Consider the following 24,215-nt stretch of genomic DNA (forward strand, 5'->3'; position numbering starts at 1 on the left):
AAGTGACGTGCGCTACGGGGCGTGGCCCTGCGGGGGCTCGCCCAGCAGCGTCAGGAAGTCCCGGAAGGCGGCCGGCATGTCCACCGACTCCGGGTCCAGGAGCCACTGGTACTGGAGGCCGTCCAGCACCGCCACGACCAGCGGCGCCGCCCGCTCGGGGGTCAGCCCGCCCGGCAGCCGGTCGCCGTACTCGGCGCGCAGCAGCTCCGCCATGGAGGCGCGCGCCTCGCCGTACCGCTCGGTGAAGTAGCCGCGCGCCGGATGCCCCTCCGTGACGCTCTCGCCGAGCAGCGCGGAGAAGGTCTGGATGATGCCCGGACGCATCGCGTTGTACTCGACCAGGGAGGCGAGCAGGTCGAGGCGGAGCCGCCCGGAGGGCAGCGCGTCCCAGTCGTCCCGCTCCCGCAACACCGCGACCAGCAGCGCCTCCTTGGTCGGGAAGTGGTGCAGCAGCCCCTGCTGGGTGAGTCCCACCCGCTCGGCGACGGCGGCCAGGCTCGCGCCCCGGTAGCCCCGTTCCGCGATCACCTCCAGGGCGGCCCGCACGATCTCCGCGCGCCGCTCCGCACCCCTTGACCTGGTCGTCATGGCCGTCACGCTACGGCATACGAGTACCCCGAAGATAACGACAGGGTGACGAAACCTACCGATCGCCAGGTACTGCGCGCAGGATGGACACCGACCGGCCCCCGACGGCCGGTGACCGCTTCGACGAGGAGGTGCCGCGGTGGCGGAGACAGAGGCACGGGCAGTACGGGACGGCGACGACGACGGTGCGGACGTCGCCCGGGAACGGGCCGTCGACCGGGCCCTCGGCAAGCTCGACCTGGCGGCCAAGACCCGGCTGCTCTCCGGACAGGACATGTGGACCCTGCCCGCCCTCCCGGAGATCGGCCTGGACTCCCTCGTGATGTCCGACGGCCCGATCGGTGTGCGCGGCGTGCGCTGGACCGCCGACGACCCGTCCGTGGCGCTGCCCTCCCCGACCGCGCTCGCCGCCTGCTGGGACCCGGAGCTGGCCCGCCGCGCCGGGGTCCTGCTCGCCCAGGAGGCCCGCCGCAAGGGCGTCCACGTGCTGCTCGCCCCCACCGTCAACCTGCACCGCTCCCCGCTCGGCGGCCGGCACTTCGAGACGTACAGCGAGGACCCGTACCTGACCGGGCGGATCGGCGCGGCCTACGTCACCGGCGTCCAGTCCGGCGGCGTCGGCACCACCATGAAGCACTTCGTCGCCAACGACGCCGAGACCGACCGCTTCACCGTCGACAACCAGGTCTCCGGCCGCGCCCTGCGCGAGCTGTACCTCGCCCCCTTCGAAGCCGTCGTCCGCGCCGCCCGCCCCTGGGGCGTCATGACCGCCTACAACTCCGTCAACGGCACCACGATGACCGAGCACCGGCACCTCGTCGAGGAGATCCTGCGCGGCGAGTGGGGCTTCGACGGCTTCAACGTCTCCGACTGGGCGGCGGCCCGCTCCACCACCGCCGCGATCCGGGGCGGCCTCGACGTGGCCATGCCCGGCCCGCAGACCGTGTACGGCGAGGCCCTCGCCCGGGCCGTGCGCGCCGGGGAGGCCGAGGAGGCCGACGTCGACGCGGCCGTGCGCAACGTGCTCCGCCTCGCCGCCCGCGTCGGCGCCCTGGCCGGAGCCGAGCCCGTCGTCGCCGAGCCGCCCGCCCCCGTCGACGGCGAGGCCCTCGCCCGCGAGATCGCCCGCCGCTCCTTCGTCCTGGTCCGCAACGAACGCCGGGCGCTGCCCCTGCGGCCCGGCGGTACGGTCGCCCTGATCGGCGCCGCCGCCCGCGACGCCCGCGCCCTCGGCGGCGGCTCCGCCACCGTCTTCCCCGCGCACCTCGTCTCCCCGCTCGACGGACTCACCGCCGCGCTCCCCGAAGGCACCCTCACCTACACCCTGGGCGCCGACCCCCACACCGAACTCGCCGCCGCCGGCCAGGGCTTCGAACTGCGCGCCGTCTGCCGCGACCGGGCGGGCGCGGTCATCGGCACCGCCTCCGCACCCAGCGGCCACCTCCAGTGGATGGGCTCCGACCTGCCCGAGGGCGTCACCCACGACGCCCTGCACACCGTCGAGCTGGCCGGCACCTTCACCCCGCGCGAGAGCGGCACCCACACCTTCGGCATCAAGGGCCTGGGCGCCTTCGCCCTCACCGTCGACGGCACCACGTACTTCGACGGCGTCCAGCGCCCCGAGAAGGACGACCCCTTCCTGTCCTTCTTCGGCGCCCCCGAACCCCGCGCCGAGGTGGCGCTGACCGCCGGGGAGAGCGTCGACGTCTCCCTCACCCACACCGTCGAGTTCCCCGCGGACATCCCCATCAAGGTCGTCACCTTCGCCCTCGCCCACGCCGAACCGCTCCGCGACCCGGACGAGCTGATCGCCGAGGCCGTCGAGGCCGCCCGGCACGCCGACACGGCCGTGGTCGTCGTCGCCACCACCGAACGCGTCGAGTCCGAGGGGTTCGACCGCACCGACCTCGCCCTCCCCGGCCGCCAGGACGACCTGGTCCGCGCGGTGGCCGCCGCCAACCCGCGCACGGTCGTGGTGGTCAACTCCGGCTCCCCGGTGGAACTGCCCTGGCGCGCGGAGGCCGCCGCCGTGCTGCTGAGCTGGTTCCCCGGCCAGGAGGGCGGCGCCGCGCTCGCCGACGTACTCACCGGCGCCCACGAACCCGGCGGCCGGCTCCCCACCACCTGGGGCTCCCTCGACGACGCCCCCGTCACCCGGGTCGTGCCGCGGGACGGGAAACTCCCCTACGACGAGGGAGTCTTCATCGGCTACCGCGCCTGGGAGAAGCAGGGCCGCACCCCCGCCTACCCCTTCGGCCACGGCCTCGGCTACACCGAGTGGACGTACGAGTCGCTGGAGGTCGACGGTGCCACGGCCAGGGTCCGGCTGCGCAACACCGGCGACCGCCCCGGCCGCGAGACCGTGCAGCTCTACCTCGCCCCCGCCGAACCCGGCCCCGACCGCCCGGCCCGCGTGCTGGCCGGTTTCGCGAGCGCCGTGGCCGCGCCCGGCGAGCGCGTCGAGGTGACCGTCGACCTGCCCCGCCGCGCCTTCGAGACCTGGGACGAGGCGGCGGGCGCCTGGTCGGTTGTGAAGGGTTCGTACGCATTGCAGGTGGGCCGGTCGATCACGGACCGCCGGATCACCACGACGATTACCGTCTGAGGCGGTACCCCCTCCCCCCGGGGCCCCGAACAGCCCCGGTCCGGCACCTGACAGCCGGGCCGGGGCTCACCGCTGCCGCGGGTCACCGCCGCCCAGGGGGGTCAACGCACCGAGAACGCGTACACCGTCTCCGAGCGGAACACCTCGCCCGGCCGCAGCACCGTGCCCGGGAACTCCGGCCGGTTCGGCGAGTCGGGGAAGTGCTGCGTCTCCAGCGCGATCCCGTCGCCGGGCGCGAACGGCGGGTCGAGGTGCTCGGCGGTGTAGAGCTGGAGGCCGGGTTCGGTGGTCGCCACCGTCAGCACCCGCCCGGACGCCGGGTCGTACAGCTCGGCCGCCTCCTCGGGCGCCTCGGTCACCCCCTTGTCCAGCACGAAGTTGTGGTCGTAGCCGGACCCCGTCTTGCGGGCCTGCCGGAAGTCGAAGCGGCCCCCCGCCACGTCCTGGAGTTCACCCGTCGGGATGAGCACGTCGTCCACCGGGGTGATCCGGGAGGCCGCCAGCCGCAGTTCGTGCCCGCCCGCGTGCCCGGAACCCGCCCCGCCCAGGTGGAAGTAACTGTGGTTGGTCAGGTTCACCACGGTCGGCGCGTCGGTGACCGCCTCGTACCCGATCCGCAGCGCACCCGACCCGTCCAGCGTGTACGTGGCCGCCACCTCCAGCCGCCCCGGGAACCCCTCCTCGCCGTGCGGACTGACCCGGCGCAGCCGGACGCCGTGCTCGACCGGGGCCACGTCCCACACGAACTTGTCGAAGCCGCGCTCGCCGCCGTGCAGCGAGTTCGGCCAGTTGTTCCGGGCCAGCGTGTACTGCCGCCCGTCCAGCGTGAAACGCCCGCCCGCGATCCGGTTGGCGTACCGCCCGACCAGCGCGCCGAAGTACGGCCCCGGATGGTCGACGTACCCCTCCAGGCCGGTGAACCCCAGGACCACGTCGGCGACCCGCCCGTCCCGGTCCGGTACCTCCACCGACTGCACGATCCCGCCGTACGACAGGACCCGCACCCGCACACCCGCGCGTTCGAGCGTCCAGCGGTGCACGGGCGTGCCGTCGGAAAGTGTGCCGAAGAGTTCGTTCATGTGCGGAACTCTATGACAGGCCCCCCGGTCCACAAGCCTGGTCCAGGACGAGTCCAGGACGAGTCCAGGACCGGTCCCGGCCGGTCTAGGACCGTTTCGCGGTGACCGCCCGGTAGGCGATCTCGGCCAGTCTGGCCTGGCCGTTCACGCTCGGGTGGAACCAGTCCCACTGGCTCAGTTGGCCCGTCCCGAAGCGGTAGTCGTGGACCGCGCCACCGTCCGTGCGGCAGCGGCGGTCCTTCGCGCAGACCTCCGCGAGCACCTCGTTGTACTCCTCCACCCGCTCCTCGACGGTCCGGCGCCGCTCGACGGCCGCCGCGTCCACGGCGTCCGCGTCGCCCAGCATCGTCGGGCAGATGCCCAGCTTCCACACCTGCTTGCCCAGCGCGTTGGTCCGGCCCTGCGACCACAGCCGCTTCAGGTCCGGGATGCTCGACACGTACACCTGTGTCTCGGGCAGCTTCTCGCGCAGGGTCCGCACCGCCTCCTCGAACCCCTCCCGGAAGTCGGCCACCGGCGTCATCGCCGACACGGAGGACCGGCAGGCGTCGTTGGCCCCGGCCATCACCGTCACCAGCTCCGGCCGCCGCGCCGCCGCCCGGGTCATCTGCCCGGCCACGTCCGCCATCCGCGCCCCGGTCACCGCGTAGTTCCAGCTCCGCTCCGCCGCCCGCGAGGCGCCCAGCAGCCGTACGGCGAGACTGTCCACCTTCCCGCTGCTGCCGGTCGCCCACGACACCGTCGGACAGTCCGACAGCACCGAGCAGGCGTCGAAGCCGCGGGTGATGGAGTCGCCGACCGCCGCGACCGACGCGGGGCTGGTGTCCCACAGCGGGGTGGGCGAGGGGCTCGGCGACCGGCCGGCCGCCGCGCCGCCGCCCCCGGCTTCACAGCCCGTGACACCGAGCAGGGTCGCGGCCAGGACGGCGAGGACCGCGCGCGAGCGGCGCCGGCCGCGCCCGCCCCGGTCCCGGTGAGTCCCCTGATCCATGCCCGTCCCCTCCTCGGTCCGCGTCCTGCCGGGTGAATACCGGAGGTTTCCCGGTACCGGGACCGACGGTACGTCACACTCCCCGCGCCCCCGCACGGTAGCCTCGCCCTCAACACGGCTTCCCTGGCCGCTGCCGTTCCGCCCGTTCCGAGATGTCCCGCTCTGCCCGGAGGTTCCGGTGACGACACGTGGAGTTCTGTACGTGCACTCCGCTCCGCGCGCGCTCTGCCCCCACGTCGAGTGGGCCGTCGCAGGGGTGCTCGGCACGCGCGTCAGCCTGGACTGGATCCGGCAGCCCGCCGCGCCCGGCACCTGGCGCTCGGAGTTCTCCTGGCAGGGCCGGCCCGGCACCGCCTCCCAGCTCGCCTCCGCGCTGCGCGGCTGGCACCTGCTGCGCTTCGAGGTGACCTCCGAGCCCCGGACCGGCGCCGAGGGCGAGCGCTATAGCTGCACCCCGGATCTCGGCATCTTCCACGCCGTGACCGGTGTCCACGGCGACATCCTCATCCCCGAGGACCGGCTGCGCGCCGCCCTGGTCCGCTCCCAGCACGACGAGAGCGACCTGGCGGCCGACATCGCCCGCCTCCTCGGCAAGCCCTGGGACGACGAACTCGAACCCTTCCGCCACGCCGGCGAGGGCGCCCCGGTCCGCTGGCTCCACCAGGTGGTGTAGGACGCCCCCACCGGCCGCCGTCCGGCCGCCGTCCGGGCGCCATCCGGCCGTCACCCGGCCGACGACGGACAGCGAAAACGGCGAGTGGCCCGCTCCCACCGGGGGTGCGGGCCACTCGCCGTTCACGGGAACTGTCAGACGCTCCGGAACGCCAGGACGACGTTGTGCCCGCCGAACCCGAACGAGTCGTTGAGCGCCGCGATCCGGCCCTCGACGGGCAGCTTGCGCGCCTCGTCCCGCACGATGTCCGCGTGCGCCTCGGCCTCGGGGTCGAGGTTCACGACGTTGATGGTCGGCGGCGCCACCCGGTGGTACAGGGCGAGGACCGCCGCGACGGACTCCACACCGCCCGCGCCACCGAGCAGGTGCCCGGTCATCGACTTCGTACCGGAGACCGCCATGTGGTCGGCGTCGTCGCCGAACACCTTCCGCAGCGCCTTCAGCTCGGCGATGTCACCGGCCGGCGTCGACGTGGCGTGCGCGTTGACGTGCACGATCTCCGCCGGGTCCAGGTCGGTGTTGTCCAGCAGGTTCTGCAGGGCGCGCGAGATGCCGCGGCCGCCCGGCTCCGGCTGCACGATGTCGTGGCTGTCGGCGGAGATGCCCTGGCCGACCGCCTCCGCGTAGACGCGGGCGCCGCGCCCGGCGGCGTGCTCGGCGGACTCCAGGACGACGACACCGGCACCCTCACCCAGGACGAAGCCGTCCCGGGCGGTGTCGAAGGGACGCGAGGCGCCCTGCGGGTCGTCGTTGTTCTTGGACATCGCCATCATGTTGCCGAACGCGGCGATGGGCAGCGGGTGGATCGCCGCCTCCGTACCGCCGGCGACGACGACGTCGGCGCGGCCGGTGCGGATCATCTCGATGGCGTAGCCGATGGCCTCGGCGCCCGAGGCGCAGGCGGAGACCGGGGTGTGCACGCCCGCGCGGGCGCCCACGGCCAGACCCACGTTGGCCGAGGGGCCGTTGGGCATCAGCATGGGCACGGTGTGCGGGGAGACGCGGCGTACGCCCTTCTCCTTCAGCACGTCGTACTGGCCGAGCAGGGTCGTCACGCCGCCGATGCCGGAGGCGATGACCGCGCCCAGCCGGTCGGGGTCGACCTGGGGGTCCTCGCCGGCCTTCGCCTCGAAACCGGCGTCCGCCCACGCCTCCTGGGCGGCGACCAGCGCGAACTGCGCCGACCGGTCCAGGCGGCGGGCCTGCGGCCGCGGAATGACCTCGGTCGGCTCGACCGCGACCGGTGCGGCGATGCGGACCGCCTGGTCGGCGGCCCACTCCTGCTCCAGGGGCTTGACGCCGGACTTGCCGGCGATCAGGCCTTCCCAAGTAGAGGCTGCGTCGCCACCCAGCGGTGTGGTTGCGCCGATACCGGTGACGACCACGGTGCGATTGGTCGGGCTCACGGGGAATCTTTCTCCAACGTATGCGAGGAGGACCTTCCCCGCGCACGGCGGGGAACGGCGCCACCGCCGGGTGGCGGGGCAGTCAGCCCAGGACGGTGATCCGGAGGATCAGTTCTGGTGCTTGAGGATGTAGTCGGTCGCGTCGCCGACGGTCTTGAGGTTCTTGACGTCCTCGTCCGGGATCTTGACGTCGAAGCGCTCTTCGGCGGCGACGACGACCTCGACCATGGACAGCGAGTCGACGTCCAGGTCGTCGGTGAAGGACTTGTCCAGCTCGACGTCCTCGGCGGGGATACCGGCGATCTCGTTCACGATCTCCGCGAGACCGGCGACGATCTCTTCCTTGGTGGCGGCCATGACGGCGCTCCTTCGTTGTGTTCCAGAGGGTGGCGTGCGTTTCGCACCGGACGCATGATCCGGTACGGAGTGCCTAGGGGAGGGTAACGACCGTCGCGGCGTAGACGAGACCCGCCCCGAAGCCGATGACGAGTGCGGTGTCGCCGCTCTTCGCCTCGCCGGTCGCCAGGAGCCGCTCCATCGCGAGCGGGATCGAGGCGGCCGAGGTGTTGCCGGTGGTGCGGATGTCACGGGCGACCGTGACGTGCTCCGGCAGCTTCAATGTCTTCACCATCGAGTCGATGATCCGCACATTGGCCTGGTGCGGGATGAAGACGTCCAGGTCGTCCGGGCTGATTCCGGCCGCGTCCAGCGCCTGCTGGGCGACCTTCGCCATCTCGAACACGGCCCAGCGGAACACCGCCTGGCCCTCCTGCGTGATCGCAGGAAACTTGATGTTGCCCTCGCTGTCCAGGGGGAGTTCGGTGACGTCACCGACGTGGAAGCGGTCCCAGGTGACGGTCTGCTTGATCGTCTCGGACTTGTCGCCCTCGGAACCCCAGACCGTCGGGCCGATCGCCGGCTCCTGGGACGGGCCGACCACGACCGCGCCCGCGCCGTCCCCGAAGAGGAACGCCGTGGCCCGGTCCTCCAGGTCGGTCAGGTCGGAGAGCCGCTCCACACCGATGACGAGCACGTACTCGGCGGAACCCTCCACGACCATGCCCTTGGCCAGCGTCAGCCCGTAGCCGAAGCCGGCGCAGCCCGCCGAGATGTCGAAGGCGGCGGCCTTGTCGGTGCCCAGCTTGTCGGCGATCGTGGTGGCGACGGCCGGGGTCTGGCTGAAGTGCGACACGGTCGAGACGACCACGGCGCCGATCTGCGAAGGCGCGATCCCGGCGTCCGCGATCGCCTTGCCGGACGCCTCGATCGACATCGCCGCGACGGTCTCCTCCGGCGAGGCCCAGTGCCGGGTCTCGATGCCGGAGCGCGAGCGGATCCACTCGTCGGACGAGTCGATCTTCTCCAGGATCACCTCGTTGGGCACGACCCGGGTGGGGCGGTAGCCGCCGACGCCGAGGATGCGCGCGTACGGGGCGCCCTTGCTGGGCTTGATCTTCGACATGCTCTCGATGCTCCTTCTCACGCGCCGTGCTCTGCGAGCAGTTCGCGGGCGGCGTCGAGGTCGGCGGGGGACTTGAGGGCCAGCGTCTTCACGCCGGGCAGCGCGCGCTTGGCCAGACCGGTGAGCGTACCGCCGGGACAGACCTCGATCAGGGCGGTCACCCCCAGCTCCTTGAACGTCTCCATGCACAGGTCCCAGCGGACCGGGTTGGCGACCTGGCCGACCAGCCGGTCCAGGATCTCGGCGCCGGTGGTGACCGCCCGCCCGTCCTTGTTGGAGACGTAGGTCACCTTCGGGTCGCCGGGGGACAGCTCCTTGGCGGCCCGCGCCAGCGTCTCGACCGCGGGCGCCATGTGGTGCGTGTGGAACGCGCCGGCCACCTTCAGGGGGACGACCTTGCGCACCCCCTCCGGCTTGTCCTCGCTCAGCGCGGCGAGCTGCGCCAGCGTCCCGGCCGCGACGATCTGCCCGGCGCCGTTCACGTTGGCCGGAGTCAGACCGAGCTTCTCCAGGTGCGCGACGCTCACCTCGGGGTCACCGCCGAGCAGCGCCGACATGCCGGTCTCGCTGACGGCGGCGGCCTCGGCCATGGCCTGACCGCGCCCGCGGACCAGGGACAGCGCGGCGCTCTCGTCGAGGACGCCCGCGAGGACGGCGGCGGTGAACTCGCCGACGCTGTGCCCGGCGACCGCGCCCGGCGCGATGTCGGCGATGTCACCGAGCGCCGAGGCGGACAGGAGACCGGCGGCGACCAGCAACGGCTGGGCGACGGCCGTGTCGCGGATCGCGTCGGCGTCGGCCTGGGTGCCGTAGTGGGCGAGGTCGAGTCCGATGGCGTCGGACCACGCGGCGACGCGGGCGGCGGCACCGGGAAGTTCGAGCCAGTCAGTCAGGAAGCCGGGCGTCTGGGCGCCCTGGCCGGGAGCGACGAGTACGAGCACTCTCACACTCTCTCTTGGAGACGGGCACGGCCGCCCGTGGGGACAGGGACGAAGAACGGGAGGGGGATTTGTAGACCCTCCACAAAAGACTAGGGCCTACGTCTCTCGATCGGCCAAGCGCCCCAGGATCAGCGCGATCCGCAGTGTGAACGCGGAGCGTACATCGGAGGGCGACCAGCCGGTGACGTCAGTCACACGTCGGAGCCGGTAGCGCACGGTGTTGGGGTGGACGAAGAGCATCCGGGCGGCGCCTTCGAGGCTGCTCGCCTGTTCGAGATAGACGCTGAGGGTCTCCAGGAGCGCGGCTCCGGCCTCCTCCAGCGGTCTGTAGATCTCCTCCACCAACTGGTCACGGGCCGAGGGGTCCCCGGCCATCGCGCGTTCCGGAAGCAGATCGTCCGCCAGCACCGGCCGCGGGGCGTCCGGCCAGGCCGAACCCGCCTTCAGCCCGGCGGCGGCGGCCTGCGCGGACCGGGTCGCGGCCAGCAGGTCCGGCACCACCGGTCCGGCCACGACGGCGCCCTGCGCGAACGGGCCGATCAGCGACCTGGCCACGGCGAGCGGGTTGTCGCTGCCACCCGCGATCACCACGAGCCGGTGCCCGAGCACCCCCGTCAGCACCTGGAGCTTGGCGTGCCGGGCGGCCCGCCGGATGGCCTCCACGGTCAGTTCGGAGTCCCCGTCGGGCGCCGTGCCCAGCACCACGCAGACATGCTCGGGCGAGTTCCAGCCCAGGGCGGCGGCCCGCGAGACCGCGCCCTCGTCGGCCTCGCCGCTGAGCACCGCGTTCACCACCAGCGACTCCAGCCGCGCGTCCCAGGCGCCGCGGGCCTCGGCGGCCTGCGCGTACACCTGGGCGGTGGCGAAGGCGATCTCCCGGGCGTACACGAGGAGCGCCTCGCGCAGCACCGACTCGTCACCGGGGGCGGCGACCTCGTCGATCGCGGACTCCATGACCTCGATCGTGGTCCGCACCATCTCGACGGTCTGCCGCAGCGTGATCGCCCGGGTCAGCTCACGCGGCGCGGTACCGAACACGTCGGTGGAGATGGCCTGCGGGGCGTCCGGACGCCGGAACCACTCGGTGAAGGCGGCGATACCGGCCTGCGCCACCAGCCCGATCCAGGAGCGGTTCTCCGGCGGCATGGCCCGGTACCACGGCAGCGTCTCGTCCATCCGCGTGATCGCCTGCGCGGCGAGCGAGCCGGCCGACTTCTCCAGCCGCTTCAGGGTCGGGCCGTGGTCATGGACGGCGTGCGCCGCGGCATCGGGCTTGCTGGTTTCGGGTTCGGGCACGGGACAAGACTGCCTTATCGGGACGGCGACGCTTGCCGCCGGGTCTACGGTGGACGGCGTGATGGACGTACGCCGCGCCGACGAGCGCTACTCAGGGGGCGACCCGGCCGCCGGCATCGAGTCGCGGCACGCCTTCTCCTTCGGGCCCCACTACGACCCCGGCAACCTCCGCTTCGGCGCCCTGATCGCCTGCAACGAGGAGCGCCTCGGGCCCGGCGCCGGCTTCGACGAACACCCGCACAGCCACACCGAGATCGTGACCTGGGTGGTCGAGGGCGAACTCACCCACCGGGACAACACCGGACGGGAGACGGTGGTCCGCGCCGGGGACGTGCAACACCTCAGCGCCGCGGGCGGCGTCCGCCACGTCGAGCGCAACGCCGCCGGCACGTCCCTGACCTTCCTCCAGATGTGGCTGGCCCCGCACGAGCCGGGCGGCAAGCCCTCCTACGAGATCGTCCGAGGCATCGCCGACTCCACGCCGTACGCCCTCCCCGAAGCCGGCGCACTGCTGCACGTACGCCGACTGGCCCCGGGGGAGCGGACGGCGGTGCCGGACGGGGCGTACGTGTACGTCCACGTCGTGCGCGGCGCCGTCCGCCTGGACGGCGAACGACTCGACGCGGGCGACGCGGCCCGCGTCACCGGCGCGCGGGGCTCGGAGGCGGTGGGCGTGACCGACACGGAGCTACTGCTGTGGGAAATGGCCGCGTGAGTTACCGCAGGCCGCCGAGGAACGCCTGCCAGGCGTCGGCGCCGACGGTGACCACGGGCCCGGCCGGGTTCTTGCTGTCCCGGACGGGGACGGCTCCTGTGGGGCAACTGTCGGAGACCGCGACGCAGTCGCCGCCGCTCGGGCCGCTGTACGAGGAGGTACGCCAGGCTGCGCCGCCGGTTACGGTGCACTCGACGCAGTCACCGCCGGTGTTTCCGCTGTAGCTGGACTTACGCCAACTGAGGTTGTTCTCCATAGCGCTCCTCCAAGAGGCGGGCGATCAATGCCGCCGAAGCCTCGACGGAGAGGGCTGCGGCTTGGAGATGAGCGTAACGGCGTGCAGCCTCCAAGATGATGTTGGGGTTGGCGGTCATGTGACCGGCGATGACGTCTTCCGTGTAGACGATCTCGGGGTTGTCCACGAACCGCAGCAGGTTGAACGACCCGGCCAGACTCGCGTGTTGCCCCACCTCGAACGGCAGCACCTGAATCCGCATCCACCGGTGGTTCGCGAACCTCAGCAGGTGGGCCAGTTGCGCCCGCATGACCTCCGGGCCGCCGACCGGCCGGTGCAGTACGGCCTCGTCCAGGATGGCCCAGGCGAGCGGCGGTTGTGTCTTGTCCAGGATGCGCTGACGCTCCATCCTCGCGGTGACCAGGTTTTCGAGATCGTCCGTGACACCGGTAGCCAGTACCGCCCGCGCGTACTCCTCCGTCTGCAAGAGCCCGTACACCAACTGCGCCTGATACGTGGAAATGTATGCCGCCTTCGCCTCCATCTCCGCGTACGGCTGGAACCAGGTGGGGAGTTGGCTGCGGAGGACCAGGCCGATCAGGCGGGAGAACAGGCCGTCCGTGTCGAGGGCGACGTCGACGCGCTCGGAGAAGTCCCGGGTGGGGACCTTCTTCGTGGTCTCGATCTGTCCGATCAGTGAGCCCGTGCAGAAGATGATTTCTCCGAGCTGGCCCTGTTTCAGGCCCTGTGCCTCACGCTGACGGCGCAGCTCCCAGCCGTAGTAGTCGAGTGGGGAGGCGCTCGGGTCGAGCGACTGGATGTTGGCCACGGTGGTACCTCCGGGCTCCAACGCCTCACGGCGTTCGTTTCGTTGCGTAGTCGAGCGTACTCACCGCGTCGCACCCTTGTGGCGTGCATCACGTAAATGGTCCGCAGGTGGCGGACATCGAGAGCGAGTACCACGCCGAGTTCGCCCTGGGGGAGCACTCGGCGCGGCACCTGCGGCGCATCCTGCGGCTCTACCTCGTCCGCTCGGGGCTGTCCGAGGTGACCGAGGCCGCGGAACTGGCGCTCACGGAGCTGATCGCCAACGTCGTACGGCATGTGCCCGACCGGCGTGGTCGGGTCTGCTTCCTGCTGCTGCCGGGCGGGGTGCGGGTGGAGGTGTCCGACAGGTGCCCGCGGCTGCCCGTCACAGCGGTCGGTGACGTACTCGCCGAGGGCGGCCGGGGCCTGTCCCTCGTCGAGGCGTTCACCGACCGCTGGGGAGTGCGACCGCTCCCTGACGGGAGGGGCAAGACGGTGTGGTTCGAGTGCGGGGTCAAGTGATCGACCCCGTAGCCGGCTCAGTCGCGCTTCTTGTTTGCCTTGCGCTCCTTGACCGCCTGGCGGCGGGCCTCCTCCTCTTCCCAGAGCGCCTTCAGCTCAAGGGTGCGTTCGTCGAGGACGAGTGGTTCCTCCTCGTCCTTCCACAGGCCCTGCTCCTTCAGTTGCCGGGTGTGGACCTCCACCGGCGGTTCCGGGTCGAAGTCGCTGGGCCGGGGCCCCTCCGGGCCGTCGGGGCCGATCCGGACCAGCCGCTCGACGCGGGTGACGCGATACCGGATGCCGTCGACGCTGAGGCTGTTGCCGCGCTTCTCGTCCAGGATGTCGGCCGCGCGCGCGTACTCCGCCTTCTTCTCGTCCGACAGCCGCAGGGTGAACGGCGCCATGACCCGCAGCCACGCCGCGAGACCGTCGCGGGCGCCCTGGGGGGTGGAGTGCGAGGCGCCGGGGTTGAAGGACTGCCACTCGCCGTCCTCCCGCTCGGCGACCATGAACACCGCCGGCAGCAGCACCCCGCCCGGACAGGTCCGAGCGGCTCGCCGCGCGTCGGCGCGTACGTCGTCCGGTGCGCCCGCGGCCGGCCCGACGAGCTGCACGAGGTCCAGCCTCAGCAGGGAGTCGGAGAGGCCGGTGCTGGTGTAGGGGTCGACCACGAAGCCCTTGGTGCGGGACTTGACCCGGTAGGCCTCGCCGACCTCCGCCACGTCGGGGTCGGAGGGCCGGGGCGGTTCCGGCCCACCGTTCCCCATCCGGATGAACTTCGAGGCCCGTACGATGCGGAACCGTTCACCGCGGACCCGGAGGTCGTTGACGACCTCCCGGTCCATGCGGTGGGCGGCCGACATCCACGTCTTCTGGGCCTTCGCGTCCCCTTCGCGCTCGGCCTCCTTGGAGCGCATCCGGAAGGTCGACCCCAGGGTGTCCCGGGCGCCCTGCGGGGTGTCGCTGCCGTACTCGGAAAGCTCCCAGCCGCCCGCGTCCAGTTCCCGTGCGTGGAAGAACTCCGCGAGGCCCACCCCCATCAGCCCGGGATACCGTTCCCGCGCCTGCCACGCCTCCTGCTCGGCGAACGCCGCGATGGGACCTTCCTGTGGGGCGACCCGGAAGGTCAGATAGCCGGGCGCCGTGTCCTCAAAACCGGTCATGTGTCGAATGTGCCGGAAGTGGGGGTGGTTTCGCCGTGAAACAGGGAATTACGCCGACTCGGAGAGCACCGCGTCGGTGAACGGCGGCCACGCCTCGACCGCCCACGGCCCGAACACCCGGTCGGTGAGCGCCACGCAGGCCAGCCCGGCGTCGGGGTCGATCCACAGGAACGTACCGGACTGTCCGAAGTGTCCGAAGGTGTGCGGGGAGGACGCGGAGCCGGTCCAGTGCGGGGTCTTGACGCCGCGGATCTCGAAGCCGAGCCCCCAGTCGTTGGGGTTCTGGTGGCCGTAGCCCGGGACCACGCCCTTGGTGCCCGGGAACTGCACGCTGATCGCCTCGGCGACCGTGCGCGGGTCCAGCAGGCGAGGCGCCTGCACCTCGGCGGCGAACCGCAGCAGGTCCTCGACGGTGGAGACGCCGTCCTTCGCGGGGGAGCCGTCCAGGGTCGTCGACGTCATGCCGAGCGGTGCCAGCACCGCCTGCCGGACGTACTCGCCGAACGGGATGTCGGTGGCCTTCGCGACATGGTCGCCGAGCTGTTCGAAACCGGCGTTGGAGTACAGCCGCCGCTCCCCGGGCGGCCCGGTCACCTTGTGCTCGTCGAACGCGAGCCCCGAGGTGTGCGCGAGCAGGTGCCGGACCGTCGACCCGGGCGGGCCGGCGGGCTCGTCCAGCTCGATCGCGCCCTCCTCGTAGGCGACCAGCGCCGCGTAGGCCGCGAGCGGCTTGGTGACCGAGGCCAGCGGGAAGCGCCGCGAGGCCGGTCCGTGCGTTCCCAGCACCGTGCCGTCGGCCCGCACCACACCCGCCGCGGCGGTGGGAACAGGCCACTTCTCGATCAACGCGAGGCTCTTGAGAGACATGCCACCGAGCCTAAGCGTTGAGTCACCGACGGTGATCCGGATAGACCGATCGGCACATGCCCGCTTCTCCGTCGTCAAGTGCACCGGCTAACCCCGAGCGACCTCAGTGGTGTGCGCGGGGGTGTAGCGCTCGCCCATCACCTGGCCGCTCAGCGGGTCCAGCGCGGCCAGCGCCTCGGCGTCCAGGGGGAGCTCCAGCGCGGCCGCGTTCTGCTCCAGCCGGGCCGGGCTGCGGGTGCCCGGAATGGTCGCCACCGCCACCCCGAGCCGCTCGGCCTGGGCGTACACCCAGGCCAGCGCCACCTGGGCCGGGGTGGCACCCAGCCGGTCGGCCACCTCGCGCACGGTCTGCGCGATCTTCTCGTTGGCCTCGCCCGCCTCGCCGGCGAAGCGGGGGTTGGTGCGCCGGAAGTCCTTCTCGCCCAGCGTGGAGCGGTCCAGGGTGCCGGTCAGGAACCCCCGCCCCAGCGGCGAGTACGGCACCAGCCCGACCCCCAGCTCGGCCATCACCGGGGTGACCGCCTCGACGTCGCGGGTCCACAGCGAGTACTCGCTCTGCACCGCGGTGATCGGGTGCACCGCGTGCGCCCGGCGCAGCAGCTCGCCGTCGACCTCGGACAGGCCCAGATGGCGGACCTTGCCCGCCTCGACCAGCTCGGCCATCGCCCCGACGGTCTCCTCGATCTCCACGTCCTGGGGCGGGCGGTGGGCGTAGTACAGGTCGATCACCTCGACACCCAGCCGCAGCAGCGAGGCGTCGCAGGAGCGCAGCACGTAGTCCCGGGCACCGCGGATGCGGCGTGCCCGGTCGCCGGCACTGCGGTCGATGCCGAACTTGGTGGCGAGCTGCACCTGGTCCCGGCGGCCGTGGATGGCCCGGCCCACCAGTACCTCGTTGTGCCCGGTGCCGTAGGCGTCGGCGGTGTCCAGGAACGTGATGCCCAGCTCCAGGGCCCGGTCGATGGTGGTCAGGCCGCCGTCCCAGTCGGCGGCGCCGTAGCTCTCGCTCATCCCCATGCACCCCAGGCCCATCGCGCTGACGGTGAGACCGGGCGAGCCGAGCGTGGTTCGGGTGATCATGCGCGGATACTCCTCCTGCCCGGCGGACCGGGCGGTACTTTGAGCACTGACGGACGCCTCCGACGCTAGGACTTGGAGCGCGCTCGAAGTCAAGCCGGAGGACCGGCCCCCGCCGGCGGGTCAGGCGCGGCGAGAGCGGGTGAGGGTGAAGGCACGCCAGTGACCGGTTCCGTCCCGCGCACGCCGATTTCCACCGGCGTCGGCCGCCCGCCGTTTTCTTACCCGGGTCGCTTGCCTGGAGCGCACTCCAAGGCCATAGCGTGGGGGTATGACGGTGATGCCGACCACGGCCGCGACCAACCGGCCGAACGCCACCAGGACAGCCACCGGGACAGCCACCGGGACAGTCACCGGAGCGGCTGCCGGGACAGCCGCCGGGGCGGCCGACTGTTCCTCCGCGTCCCGGCGCCCTCCCCGGCCCGAGGGGCAGGACCGCTACACCATCAGCGAGGTCGTCGCCCGCACCGGGCTGAGCGCCCACACCCTGCGCTGGTACGAGCGGATCGGCCTGATGCCGCACATCGACCGCTCCCACACCGGCCAGCGCCGCTACACCAACGCCGACCTGGACTGGCTCGACTTCGTCGGCAAGCTCCGGATGACCGGCATGCCGGTGGCCGGCATGGTCCGCTACGCCGAGATGGTGCGCGAGGGCCGGAGCACCTACGGCGACCGGCGCGAACTGCTGGAGTCGACCCGGCGGGACGTGCTCACCCGGATCTCGGAACTCCAGGACACGCTGGCCGTCCTCGACCGCAAGATCGGTTTCTACGAGGACGCCGAAGGCTAAGGGCTGTCCCGCCCGTGGCCGTCAGAGCTGCGCCAGCAACTCCGCCTTCTTCGAGGAGAACTCCTCGTCCGTCACCAGCCCCGCCTGGTGCAGTTCCCCGAGGTGCCGGATCCGCTCCGCGATGTCCGCGGGGTCCCGGCGCGCGGCGGCCACCGGCACCGCGTTCTCGGGCGAGGCACGCCGCACCGCGGCCAGTACCGCCGCCGCGAACGGCAGCGACTCGTGCACCGCCCCGTAGCCGAGCCCGAACACCACGGACGCCGGGTCCTGGTCGGCCTGCGCGGGCGCCGGCTCCACCGCCTCCTCGCGCCGCCGCAGCCGCAGATGGCCCTCGAACACCTCGGGCGAGCGCCACTCCACCCCGCTGAGAGCGGCCACCGGGAACGTCTGGTCGCCGGCCTTCCACTTCGCCGACGAGGCCCCCGTCCAGAACCACCGGAAGGAGACCGCGGTCCCGTCGAAGGACGCCTTCGCGTCGTACGCCTTGAAGTGCAGCGGTACGTCCGGCGCGGCCACCAGATGACGGTCCGCCGGTCCCGGGGCGTCCAGTAGCGCCCGGAGTTCGTCCGCGTAGTACTCGGCGAGCGTCCCGCGCTCGGCCGGCAGTACCAGCCGGTACGGGTCGGACGACTCCCTGAGCTGGCCCGCCGCCGCCTCGATCAGCGGGTCGGCGCCCTGCCGCGGCGCGATGCGCAGTACTACTGTGCCGCGTCGGCCGGGGGTGAGCGTCACCCCGGCGATCGCCTCCAGGGGGACCCGTCGTTCCCCGAGTACCTGGAAAAGCTTCGGCGTTCGAATCCCCCGTTCGTAACGGATGAGCACGGAGTCGGACTCGAACTCCCAGACGGCATGAATTCCGGCCAGCACGTCACCCATACGGCTCATCGTATGCGGCACGGGCGGCTCCGTCCCCTCCCCGCGCGGGCCGCTGTTTCTCCGATCTCTACGCGCGTCCGGCCGTCGAGGCCTCGGACAAACCGGCCCGGCAGGTGTCGTTTCCGTGGGCGCGGTCGCCGGCCACCGCAAGGCGGGCGGCGACGGCGGTGCGGGGATCAGGTCGTTCGCCAGGTCTCCGTGAGGGCCGGTTGCAACTGGTCGAGGTAGGACGCCGTCAGGGCGCGCAGTGCCGCGAGGTCCGCGTCGGCGTTGGCCGACCAGATCCGCTCCGTCACCCGCATCACCGCGCCGAAGACGGCCACCACCACGCGCGGCCGCGGGTCCGCCGGGTCCAGCCCCTCGCGGGCGGCGACGATCCGGGCGATCTCCTCCTCCAGCTCCGTGGCCCGCCGCAGATGGGCGGCGAGCAGCGCCGGGGTGGATTCGATCACCTGATAGAAGCGCAGGTGCACCTCCAGCGGCAGCAGTTGCCCGATGGCCTCGCCGATGCCGTCCCAGCTCTGCATCAGCGCGCGGCGCAGCGCGTCCAGCGGGGCCTCGCCGGGCGGGCGGGCCCGTACCGCCTCGACGAAGTGCGACTCCGCGAGCCGCGAGGCGCAGGACGCCACCTCCTCCTTGCTGGCGAAGTAGCGGAAGAAGGTGCGCTGCGAGACACCGACGGCGGCGGCGATGTCGTCGACGGTGGTCTCCTCGTAGCCCCGCTCGGTGAACAGTCGGAGCGCGGCCCGCAGCAGCGCCTGGCGGGTGCGCCGCTTCTTGCGTTCGCGCAGGCCGGGCGAGGAAGCGCCGCCCTCGACGGACTCCGTCTCGGTCGCTGTCTCCACCGTCTCCACCGTCCCCACCAGGGCCTCTTCTCCAACTGTCTCCCCAGCTCGGGCGATTGGGGGGTGTCGCGTCAGTTGCCGACAAGTGAATCGGTTTGTCAATTGTCAGTGGCTGTCACTAATCTCAAGTGTATGACTAGTCAGATCACCGTCGACGCGTCGGGACCGGACAGGCCGTCCTCCGACCCGTCGGGTCAGAAGCCGGCCAAGGGGTTACGCGGTCATCCGTGGGCCACCCTCATCACCGTCGCGTTCGGGGTGATGATGGTGGCGCTGGACGGCACCATCGTGACCATCGCCAACCCGGCCATCGGCAAGGACCTGGGCGCCAGTTGGTCCGAGCTGCAGTGGATAACGAACGCCTACTTCCTCGCCCTCGCGGTCAGCCTGATCACCGCGGGCAAGCTCGGCGACCGGTTCGGTCACCGGCAGACCTTCCTGATCGGCGTGGCCGGTTTCGCCGCCTCCTCGGGCGCCATCGGGTTCTCCGACAGCATCACCGTGGCCATCGTCTTCCGGGTCTTCCAGGGCCTGTTCGGCGCGCTGCTGATGCCGGCCGCGCTCGGCCTGCTGCGCGCCACCTTCCCGGCCGAGAAGCTCAACATGGCCATCGGCATCTGGGGCATGGTCATCGGCGCCTCCACCGCGGGCGGCCCGATCCTCGGCGGTGTGCTGGTCGAGCACGTCAACTGGCAGTCGGTGTTCTTCATCAACGTGCCGGTCGGTGTCCTCGCCCTCGTGTTCGGTGCGCTGATCCTCCTCGACCACCGGGCGGAGAAAGCGCCGCGCTCCTTCGACATCCTCGGCATCGTGCTGCTCTCGGCCTCGATGTTCTGCCTCGTCTGGGCGCTCATCAAGGCCCCGGAGTGGGGCTGGGGCGACGGCAAGACGTGGCTGTTCATCGCCGTGTCCGTGGTGGGCTTCGCCCTCTTCGCCTTCTGGGAGACGAAGGTGAGGGAGCCGCTGATCCCGCTGACGATGTTCCGCTCGGTGGCGCTGTCGGCGGGCGTCGTCCTGATGATGCTGATGGCCATCGCCTTCATGGGCGGCCTCTTCTTCGTCACCTTCTACCTGCAGAACGTGCACGGCATGAGCCCCGTCGACGCCGGCCTGCACCTGCTGCCGCTGACCGCGATGATCATCGTCGGCTCCCCGGCGGCGGGCGCGCTGATCACCAAGATCGGCCCGCAGGTCCCGCTGGCCGGCGGCATGGCCCTGACCGCGGTCGCCATGTACGGCATCTCCACGCTGGAGACGGACACCGGCAGCGTGCTGATGTCCGTCTGGTTCGCCCTGCTCGGCCTCGGTCTCGCGCCGGTCATGGTCGGCGCCACCGAAGTCATCGTCGGCAACGCCCCGTTGGAGCTGTCCGGTGTGGCCGGCGGGCTCCAGCAGGCCGCGATGCAGATCGGCGGCAGCCTCGGTACGGCGGTGCTCGGTGCCGTGATGGCCTCCAAGGTCGACAGCGACCTCGCGGACAACTGGGCGAAGGCGGACCTCCCGCCGGTCGAACCGTCCCAGCTCGACCAGGTGGCCCAGGCGGTCCAGCAGGGCATCGCCCCGGTGCCCGAGGGCACCCCGGCGCCGGTCGCGGCGAAGATCACGGGCGTCGCGTACGACACCTTCCTCTCCGGTATGAGCCTGGCGGCCCTGGTCGCCGCGGGTGTCGCCGTGGTGGCGGTGTTCGTCGCCTTCCTCACCAAGCGCGGTGCTCACGCGGAGGCGGGCGCGGGCGTCGGCCACGTCTGAGACCGGCCGCCGCGTGCGCCGCGCCGCGGGGAGGGATTGACCGGCCCGTCGGGGGTACTCGCCCATCGAACCAGGAAAGCTTGAACTGGATATCAGGTTCGGGGAGTTGATGATGGCGAGCTTTGGACAGGGAACGCGCAAGTACCCCCGCTCACCCGGCCGGACGGGGTCGCGGAGCGGGCCGGATCGCGCGACGCTCGGAATCATCGGCGTCGTCTGCGCGGTCGCCGGGTTCTTCGTGCTGGGGATCGTCCTCGGCCCCGCGGCGATCGTCTGCGGATGGCTGGCCATGGGCCGCACCTGGGCGGGCTCACGCCCCGTGACGGCGGTCGTCGCCGTGGTCCTGGGTGCGATCGACACGCTCCTGGCCCTCGTCTGGCTCATCGGAACGGCGTCGCCCACCGGCGGCATGTTCTGACCCCAGACCCAGCCCCAGACCAGACCCGAACTCCGAGCAAGGGCCCCGTCGGCACCCCGCCGCCGGGGCCCACTCATGCCCCCGCCGACGCCGCCCGGAGGAGTCCGCCGCGCCGGGACACGGCCCCGCCGGGACACCGCCCCGCCGGGACCAGCGCCCCCGCTGCCAACCTCCCCCGGCACCCGCGGAGCGCTACGCGTCGCCGCCCGCGACCCCCGGGTCGGCCGCGGTCACGTCCAGCAGGCGGTACCGGTCGACCGCCTGCTTCAGTGCCGACCGGTCGACCTTGCCCTCGCGGGCCAGCTCGGTGAGGACCGCCACGACCACCGACTCCGCGTCGATGTGGAAGAAGCGCCGCGCCGCGCCGCGGGTGTCCGCGAAGCCGAAGCCGTCCGCGCCCAGCGACTGCCACGTGCCCGGCACCCACCGCGCGATCTGGTCCGGCACCGCCCGCATCCAGTCCGACACGGCCACGAACGGGCCCTCGGCACCGGACAGCTTGCGGGTCACGTACGGCACCCGCTGCTCCTCCTCCGGGTGCAGCAGGTTGTGCTGCTCGCAGTCGACCGCCTCGCGCCGCAGCTCGTTCCAGGAGGTCGCCGACCAGACGTCGGCCCGCACGTTCCACTCCTCGGCGAGGATCCGCTGCGCCTCGACCGCCCAGGGCAGTGCCACCCCGGAGGCCAGGATCTGCGCCGGGATCGAGCCGGCCGTGCCCTCGCTGAAGCGGTGGACCCCCTTGAGGATTCCCTCGACGTCCACGTTCTCCGGCTCGGCGGGGTGCCGGATCGGCTCGTTGTAGACGGTGAGGTAGTAGAAGACGTCCTCGCTGTCGGGGCCGTACATCCGGCGCAGCCCGTCCCGGACGATGTGCGCGATCTCGAACCCGAACGCCGGGTCGTACGCCACACACGCCGGGTTGGTGGAGGCGAGGAGCTGCGAGTGGCCGTCCGCGTGCTGAAGCCCCTCACCGGTCAGCGTCGTACGCCCCGCGGTCGCGCCCAGGACGAAACCGCGCGCCAACTGGTCGGCCATCTGCCAGAACTGGTCGCCGGTGCGCTGGAAACCGAACATCGAGTAGAAGACGTAGACCGGGATCATCGGCTCGCCGTGGGTGGCGTACGACGAGCCCGCGGCGATCAGCGAGGCCGTGCAGCCGGCCTCGGAGATGCCGTCGTGCAGCATCTGCCCGGTCGGCGCCTCCTTGTAGGCGAGCAGCAGATCCCGGTCCACCGACTCGTACTGCTGCCCGAGCGGGTTGTAGATCTTCGCACTCGGGAAGAAGGAGTCCATGCCGAACGTGCGGTACTCGTCCGGCGCGATCAGTACGAACCGCCTGCCCAGCTCCTTGTCCCGCATCAGGTCCTTCAGGAGCCGGACGAAGGCCATGGTCGTGGCGATGGACTGGTTGCCCGAGCCCTTCTTCACGCTCGCGTACGTCTTGTCGTCCGGCAGGGCCAGCGGCTTGGACCGCACGACGCGGGTGGGGACGTACCCGCCCATCGCCCTGCGGCGGTCGTGCATGTACTGGATCTCCTCGGTGTCCCGGCCCGGGTGGTAGTACGGCGGCGCGCCGGACTCCAGCTCGGCGTCGGAGATCGGCAGGTGCAGCCGGTCGCGGAAGCGCTTGAGGTCGTCGACGGTCAGCTTCTTCATCTGGTGGGTGGCGTTGCGGCCCTCGAAGTTCGGCCCCAGCGTCCAGCCCTTGACCGTCTTGGCCAGGATCACCGTCGGCTGCCCCTTGTGCTCCAGGGCCGCCTTGTACGCCGCGTAGATCTTCTTGTGGTCGTGGCCGCCGCGCCCCAGGTGCAGGATCTGGTCGTCGCTCATGTTCTCGACCATCGCGCGCAGCCGGTGGTCGTCGCCGAAGAAGTGGTCGCGGATGTACGCGCCGGACTCGGTGGCGTACGTCTGGAACTGCCCGTCCGGCGTGGTGTTCATCCGGTTGACCAGCACGCCGTCGCGGTCCTGGGCGAGCAGCGGGTCCCAGGTGCGGTCCCACACCAGCTTGATCACGTTCCAGCCGGCGCCCCGGAAGACCGACTCCAGCTCCTGGATGATCTTGCCGTTGCCGCGCACCGGGCCGTCGAGCCGCTGGAGGTTGCAGTTGACGACGAAGGTGAGGTTGTCCAGGCCCTCGCGGGCGGCGATGGAGAGCTGGCCCAGCGACTCCGGCTCGTCCATCTCGCCGTCCCCGAGGAACGCCCAGACGTGCGACTTCGAGGTGTCGGTGATCTCGCGCGCGTGCAGGTAGCGGTTCATCCGCGCCTGGTAGATCGCGCCGATCGGGCCGAGCCCCATCGACACCGTCGGGAACTCCCAGAAGTCCGGCATCGACCGGGGGTGCGGATAGGAGGAGAGCGCGTGCGGCGCCGCCGACTTCTCCTGCCGGAACCCGTCCAGGTGCCGCTCGCTGAGCCGGTCCAGCAGATAGGCGCGCGCGTAGATGCCCGGTGAGGCGTGGCCCTGGAAGAAGACCTGGTCACCGCCGTCGCCCTCGTCCTTGCCGCGGAAGAAGTGGTTGAAGCCGACGTCGTAGAGGGAGGCGGAGGAGGCGAAGGTGGCGATGTGCCCGCCGACGCCGATGCCCGGACGCTGGGCCCGGGAGACCATCACGGCGGCGTTCCAGCGCGTCGCGTTGAGGATCTTCCGCTCGATCTCCTCGTTGCCGGGGAAGAACGGCTCGCTCTTGGTCGGGATCGTGTTGACGTAGTCCGTGCTGCGCATCTCGGGCACGGCCACGCGCTTCTCGCGCGCCCGTTCGATCAGCCGCAGCATCAGGTAGCGGGCCCGCTCCCGGCCGCGCTCGTCGACGGCGGCGTCGAGGGAGTCGAGCCACTCCTGGGTTTCCTCGGGGTCGAAGTCAGGAACCTGACTCGGCAGGCCGCCAATGATGATCGGGTTGCGATCGGATGCGGAAACCACGCTGTTCCTTCACTGTCGGAGGACCGTATTACCAGGGTGTGCCGGGTTCGCCGGGTCGCGCGCGGGCGCCCGCACCGTTCCCCATCGTGTACCTCACAAGGCCGGACGTCACCTCTACCGTGAGGTAACCGATACCCCGCCCGGCGTCCCGGGCGGATTCATTCGATACTCGTACCCCTGTATGGTTCCCAATTACGCAAACG

At 71.7% G+C, this 24,215-nt stretch carries 23 protein-coding genes; 7 read left to right on the plus strand and 16 right to left on the minus strand.

Annotation, left to right across the window (positions count from 1 at the left end; translation table 11 throughout):
* Window positions 1-12: 12 nt before the first annotated feature.
* Window positions 13-588: a TetR/AcrR family transcriptional regulator gene (locus ABEB00_RS10785; protein WP_345619075.1), complete on the minus strand. Its 576-nt coding sequence runs from the start codon at window positions 586-588 to the stop codon at window positions 13-15.
* A 139-nt stretch (window positions 589-727) separates the two neighbouring features.
* Between ABEB00_RS10785 and ABEB00_RS10790 the strand changes: the two genes are divergently transcribed.
* A complete protein-coding gene (locus ABEB00_RS10790; RefSeq protein WP_345619077.1) occupies window positions 728-3,193 on the plus strand; it encodes a beta-glucosidase in 2,466 nt (821 codons plus the stop codon).
* Window positions 3,194-3,294: 101 nt separating this feature from the next.
* On the opposite strand, the gene ABEB00_RS10795 is transcribed toward ABEB00_RS10790, so the two are convergent.
* Window positions 3,295-4,272, minus strand: a complete 978-nt coding sequence (locus ABEB00_RS10795) for an aldose epimerase family protein (RefSeq protein ID WP_345619078.1) — start codon at window positions 4,270-4,272, stop codon at window positions 3,295-3,297.
* A gap of 85 nt (window positions 4,273-4,357) precedes the next feature.
* On the minus strand, window positions 4,358-5,263 hold the full coding sequence (locus tag ABEB00_RS10800; RefSeq protein ID WP_345619079.1) for an SGNH/GDSL hydrolase family protein: 906 nt from the start codon (window positions 5,261-5,263) through the stop codon (window positions 4,358-4,360).
* A gap of 178 nt (window positions 5,264-5,441) precedes the next feature.
* Here ABEB00_RS10800 and ABEB00_RS10805 point away from each other — a divergent pair, with 178 nt between their 5' ends.
* The gene (locus ABEB00_RS10805; protein ID WP_345619080.1) at window positions 5,442-5,936 is read left to right on the plus strand and encodes a DUF3145 domain-containing protein; all 495 of its coding nucleotides are present in this window, start codon (window positions 5,442-5,444) and stop codon (window positions 5,934-5,936) included.
* 134 nt (window positions 5,937-6,070) lie between these two features.
* On the opposite strand, the gene ABEB00_RS10810 is transcribed toward ABEB00_RS10805, so the two are convergent.
* The 5 genes from ABEB00_RS10810 to ABEB00_RS10830 all read right to left on the minus strand — a co-directional run bounded on the left by ABEB00_RS10810 (window position 6,071) and on the right by ABEB00_RS10830 (window position 11,041).
* Entirely contained in the window at window positions 6,071-7,342 is a 1,272-nt protein-coding gene (locus tag ABEB00_RS10810) for a beta-ketoacyl-[acyl-carrier-protein] synthase family protein (RefSeq protein WP_345619081.1), read from the minus strand.
* A 108-nt stretch (window positions 7,343-7,450) separates the two neighbouring features.
* On the minus strand, window positions 7,451-7,699 hold the full coding sequence (locus ABEB00_RS10815; protein ID WP_345619082.1) for an acyl carrier protein: 249 nt from the start codon (window positions 7,697-7,699) through the stop codon (window positions 7,451-7,453).
* Between the two features lie 73 nt (window positions 7,700-7,772).
* Complete coding sequence (locus tag ABEB00_RS10820; protein WP_345619083.1) at window positions 7,773-8,804, minus strand: ketoacyl-ACP synthase III; 1,032 nt, start codon at window positions 8,802-8,804, stop codon at window positions 7,773-7,775.
* A gap of 17 nt (window positions 8,805-8,821) precedes the next feature.
* Window positions 8,822-9,745: an ACP S-malonyltransferase gene (locus ABEB00_RS10825; RefSeq protein ID WP_345619084.1), complete on the minus strand. Its 924-nt coding sequence runs from the start codon at window positions 9,743-9,745 to the stop codon at window positions 8,822-8,824.
* A gap of 96 nt (window positions 9,746-9,841) precedes the next feature.
* Entirely contained in the window at window positions 9,842-11,041 is a 1,200-nt protein-coding gene (locus ABEB00_RS10830) for a PucR family transcriptional regulator (RefSeq protein ID WP_345619085.1), read from the minus strand.
* A 61-nt stretch (window positions 11,042-11,102) separates the two neighbouring features.
* On the opposite strand from ABEB00_RS10830, the gene ABEB00_RS10835 reads away from it, so the two are divergent.
* On the plus strand, window positions 11,103-11,756 hold the full coding sequence (locus ABEB00_RS10835; protein WP_345619148.1) for a pirin family protein: 654 nt from the start codon (window positions 11,103-11,105) through the stop codon (window positions 11,754-11,756).
* Window position 11,757: 1 nt separating this feature from the next.
* On the opposite strand, the gene ABEB00_RS10840 is transcribed toward ABEB00_RS10835, so the two are convergent.
* Together ABEB00_RS10840 and ABEB00_RS10845 are read right to left on the minus strand one after the other, a co-directional pair.
* The gene (locus ABEB00_RS10840) at window positions 11,758-12,012 is read right to left on the minus strand and encodes a DUF397 domain-containing protein (RefSeq protein WP_345619086.1); all 255 of its coding nucleotides are present in this window, start codon (window positions 12,010-12,012) and stop codon (window positions 11,758-11,760) included.
* Window positions 11,987-12,820 carry a helix-turn-helix domain-containing protein gene (locus ABEB00_RS10845; RefSeq protein ID WP_345619087.1) on the minus strand — a complete coding sequence of 278 codons (834 nt, stop codon included), beginning with the start codon at window positions 12,818-12,820 and terminating at the stop codon, window positions 11,987-11,989. Before ABEB00_RS10845 ends, ABEB00_RS10840 begins: the two co-directional genes overlap by 26 nt.
* A gap of 83 nt (window positions 12,821-12,903) precedes the next feature.
* Between ABEB00_RS10845 and ABEB00_RS10850 the strand changes: the two genes are divergently transcribed.
* Complete coding sequence (locus ABEB00_RS10850; RefSeq protein ID WP_345619088.1) at window positions 12,904-13,320, plus strand: ATP-binding protein; 417 nt, start codon at window positions 12,904-12,906, stop codon at window positions 13,318-13,320.
* A 17-nt stretch (window positions 13,321-13,337) separates the two neighbouring features.
* Here the strand turns inward: ABEB00_RS10850 and ABEB00_RS10855 are convergent, their stop codons facing one another.
* The 3 genes from ABEB00_RS10855 to ABEB00_RS10865 all read right to left on the minus strand — a co-directional run bounded on the left by ABEB00_RS10855 (window position 13,338) and on the right by ABEB00_RS10865 (window position 16,409).
* On the minus strand, window positions 13,338-14,462 hold the full coding sequence (locus ABEB00_RS10855; protein WP_345619089.1) for a DUF5954 family protein: 1,125 nt from the start codon (window positions 14,460-14,462) through the stop codon (window positions 13,338-13,340).
* Between the two features lie 48 nt (window positions 14,463-14,510).
* Window positions 14,511-15,329: a serine hydrolase domain-containing protein gene (locus ABEB00_RS10860; RefSeq protein WP_345619091.1), complete on the minus strand. Its 819-nt coding sequence runs from the start codon at window positions 15,327-15,329 to the stop codon at window positions 14,511-14,513.
* A gap of 87 nt (window positions 15,330-15,416) precedes the next feature.
* The gene (locus ABEB00_RS10865) at window positions 15,417-16,409 is read right to left on the minus strand and encodes an aldo/keto reductase (RefSeq protein WP_345619092.1); all 993 of its coding nucleotides are present in this window, start codon (window positions 16,407-16,409) and stop codon (window positions 15,417-15,419) included.
* 268 nt (window positions 16,410-16,677) lie between these two features.
* On the opposite strand from ABEB00_RS10865, the gene ABEB00_RS10870 reads away from it, so the two are divergent.
* A complete protein-coding gene (locus tag ABEB00_RS10870) occupies window positions 16,678-17,199 on the plus strand; it encodes a MerR family transcriptional regulator (RefSeq protein ID WP_345619094.1) in 522 nt (173 codons plus the stop codon).
* A gap of 21 nt (window positions 17,200-17,220) precedes the next feature.
* On the opposite strand, the gene ABEB00_RS10875 is transcribed toward ABEB00_RS10870, so the two are convergent.
* Entirely contained in the window at window positions 17,221-18,075 is an 855-nt protein-coding gene (locus ABEB00_RS10875) for a DUF4429 domain-containing protein (protein ID WP_345619096.1), read from the minus strand.
* Between the two features lie 176 nt (window positions 18,076-18,251).
* Window positions 18,252-18,920, minus strand: coding sequence for a TetR family transcriptional regulator (locus ABEB00_RS10880; protein ID WP_345619098.1), 669 nt, complete (start codon window positions 18,918-18,920; stop codon window positions 18,252-18,254).
* A 132-nt stretch (window positions 18,921-19,052) separates the two neighbouring features.
* Here ABEB00_RS10880 and ABEB00_RS10885 point away from each other — a divergent pair, with 132 nt between their 5' ends.
* Complete coding sequence (locus tag ABEB00_RS10885; RefSeq protein WP_345619099.1) at window positions 19,053-20,669, plus strand: MFS transporter; 1,617 nt, start codon at window positions 19,053-19,055, stop codon at window positions 20,667-20,669.
* 109 nt (window positions 20,670-20,778) lie between these two features.
* The gene (locus ABEB00_RS10890; RefSeq protein ID WP_345619101.1) at window positions 20,779-21,087 is read left to right on the plus strand and encodes a small hydrophobic protein; all 309 of its coding nucleotides are present in this window, start codon (window positions 20,779-20,781) and stop codon (window positions 21,085-21,087) included.
* A gap of 192 nt (window positions 21,088-21,279) precedes the next feature.
* Here the strand turns inward: ABEB00_RS10890 and aceE are convergent, their stop codons facing one another.
* Window positions 21,280-24,012 carry a pyruvate dehydrogenase (acetyl-transferring), homodimeric type gene (gene aceE / locus ABEB00_RS10895; RefSeq protein ID WP_345619103.1) on the minus strand — a complete coding sequence of 911 codons (2,733 nt, stop codon included), beginning with the start codon at window positions 24,010-24,012 and terminating at the stop codon, window positions 21,280-21,282.
* Window positions 24,013-24,215 lie beyond the last annotated feature (203 nt).

The organism is Streptomyces ziwulingensis (genome assembly GCF_039542605.1).
Lineage (GTDB): Bacteria > Actinomycetota > Actinomycetes > Streptomycetales > Streptomycetaceae > Streptomyces > Streptomyces ziwulingensis.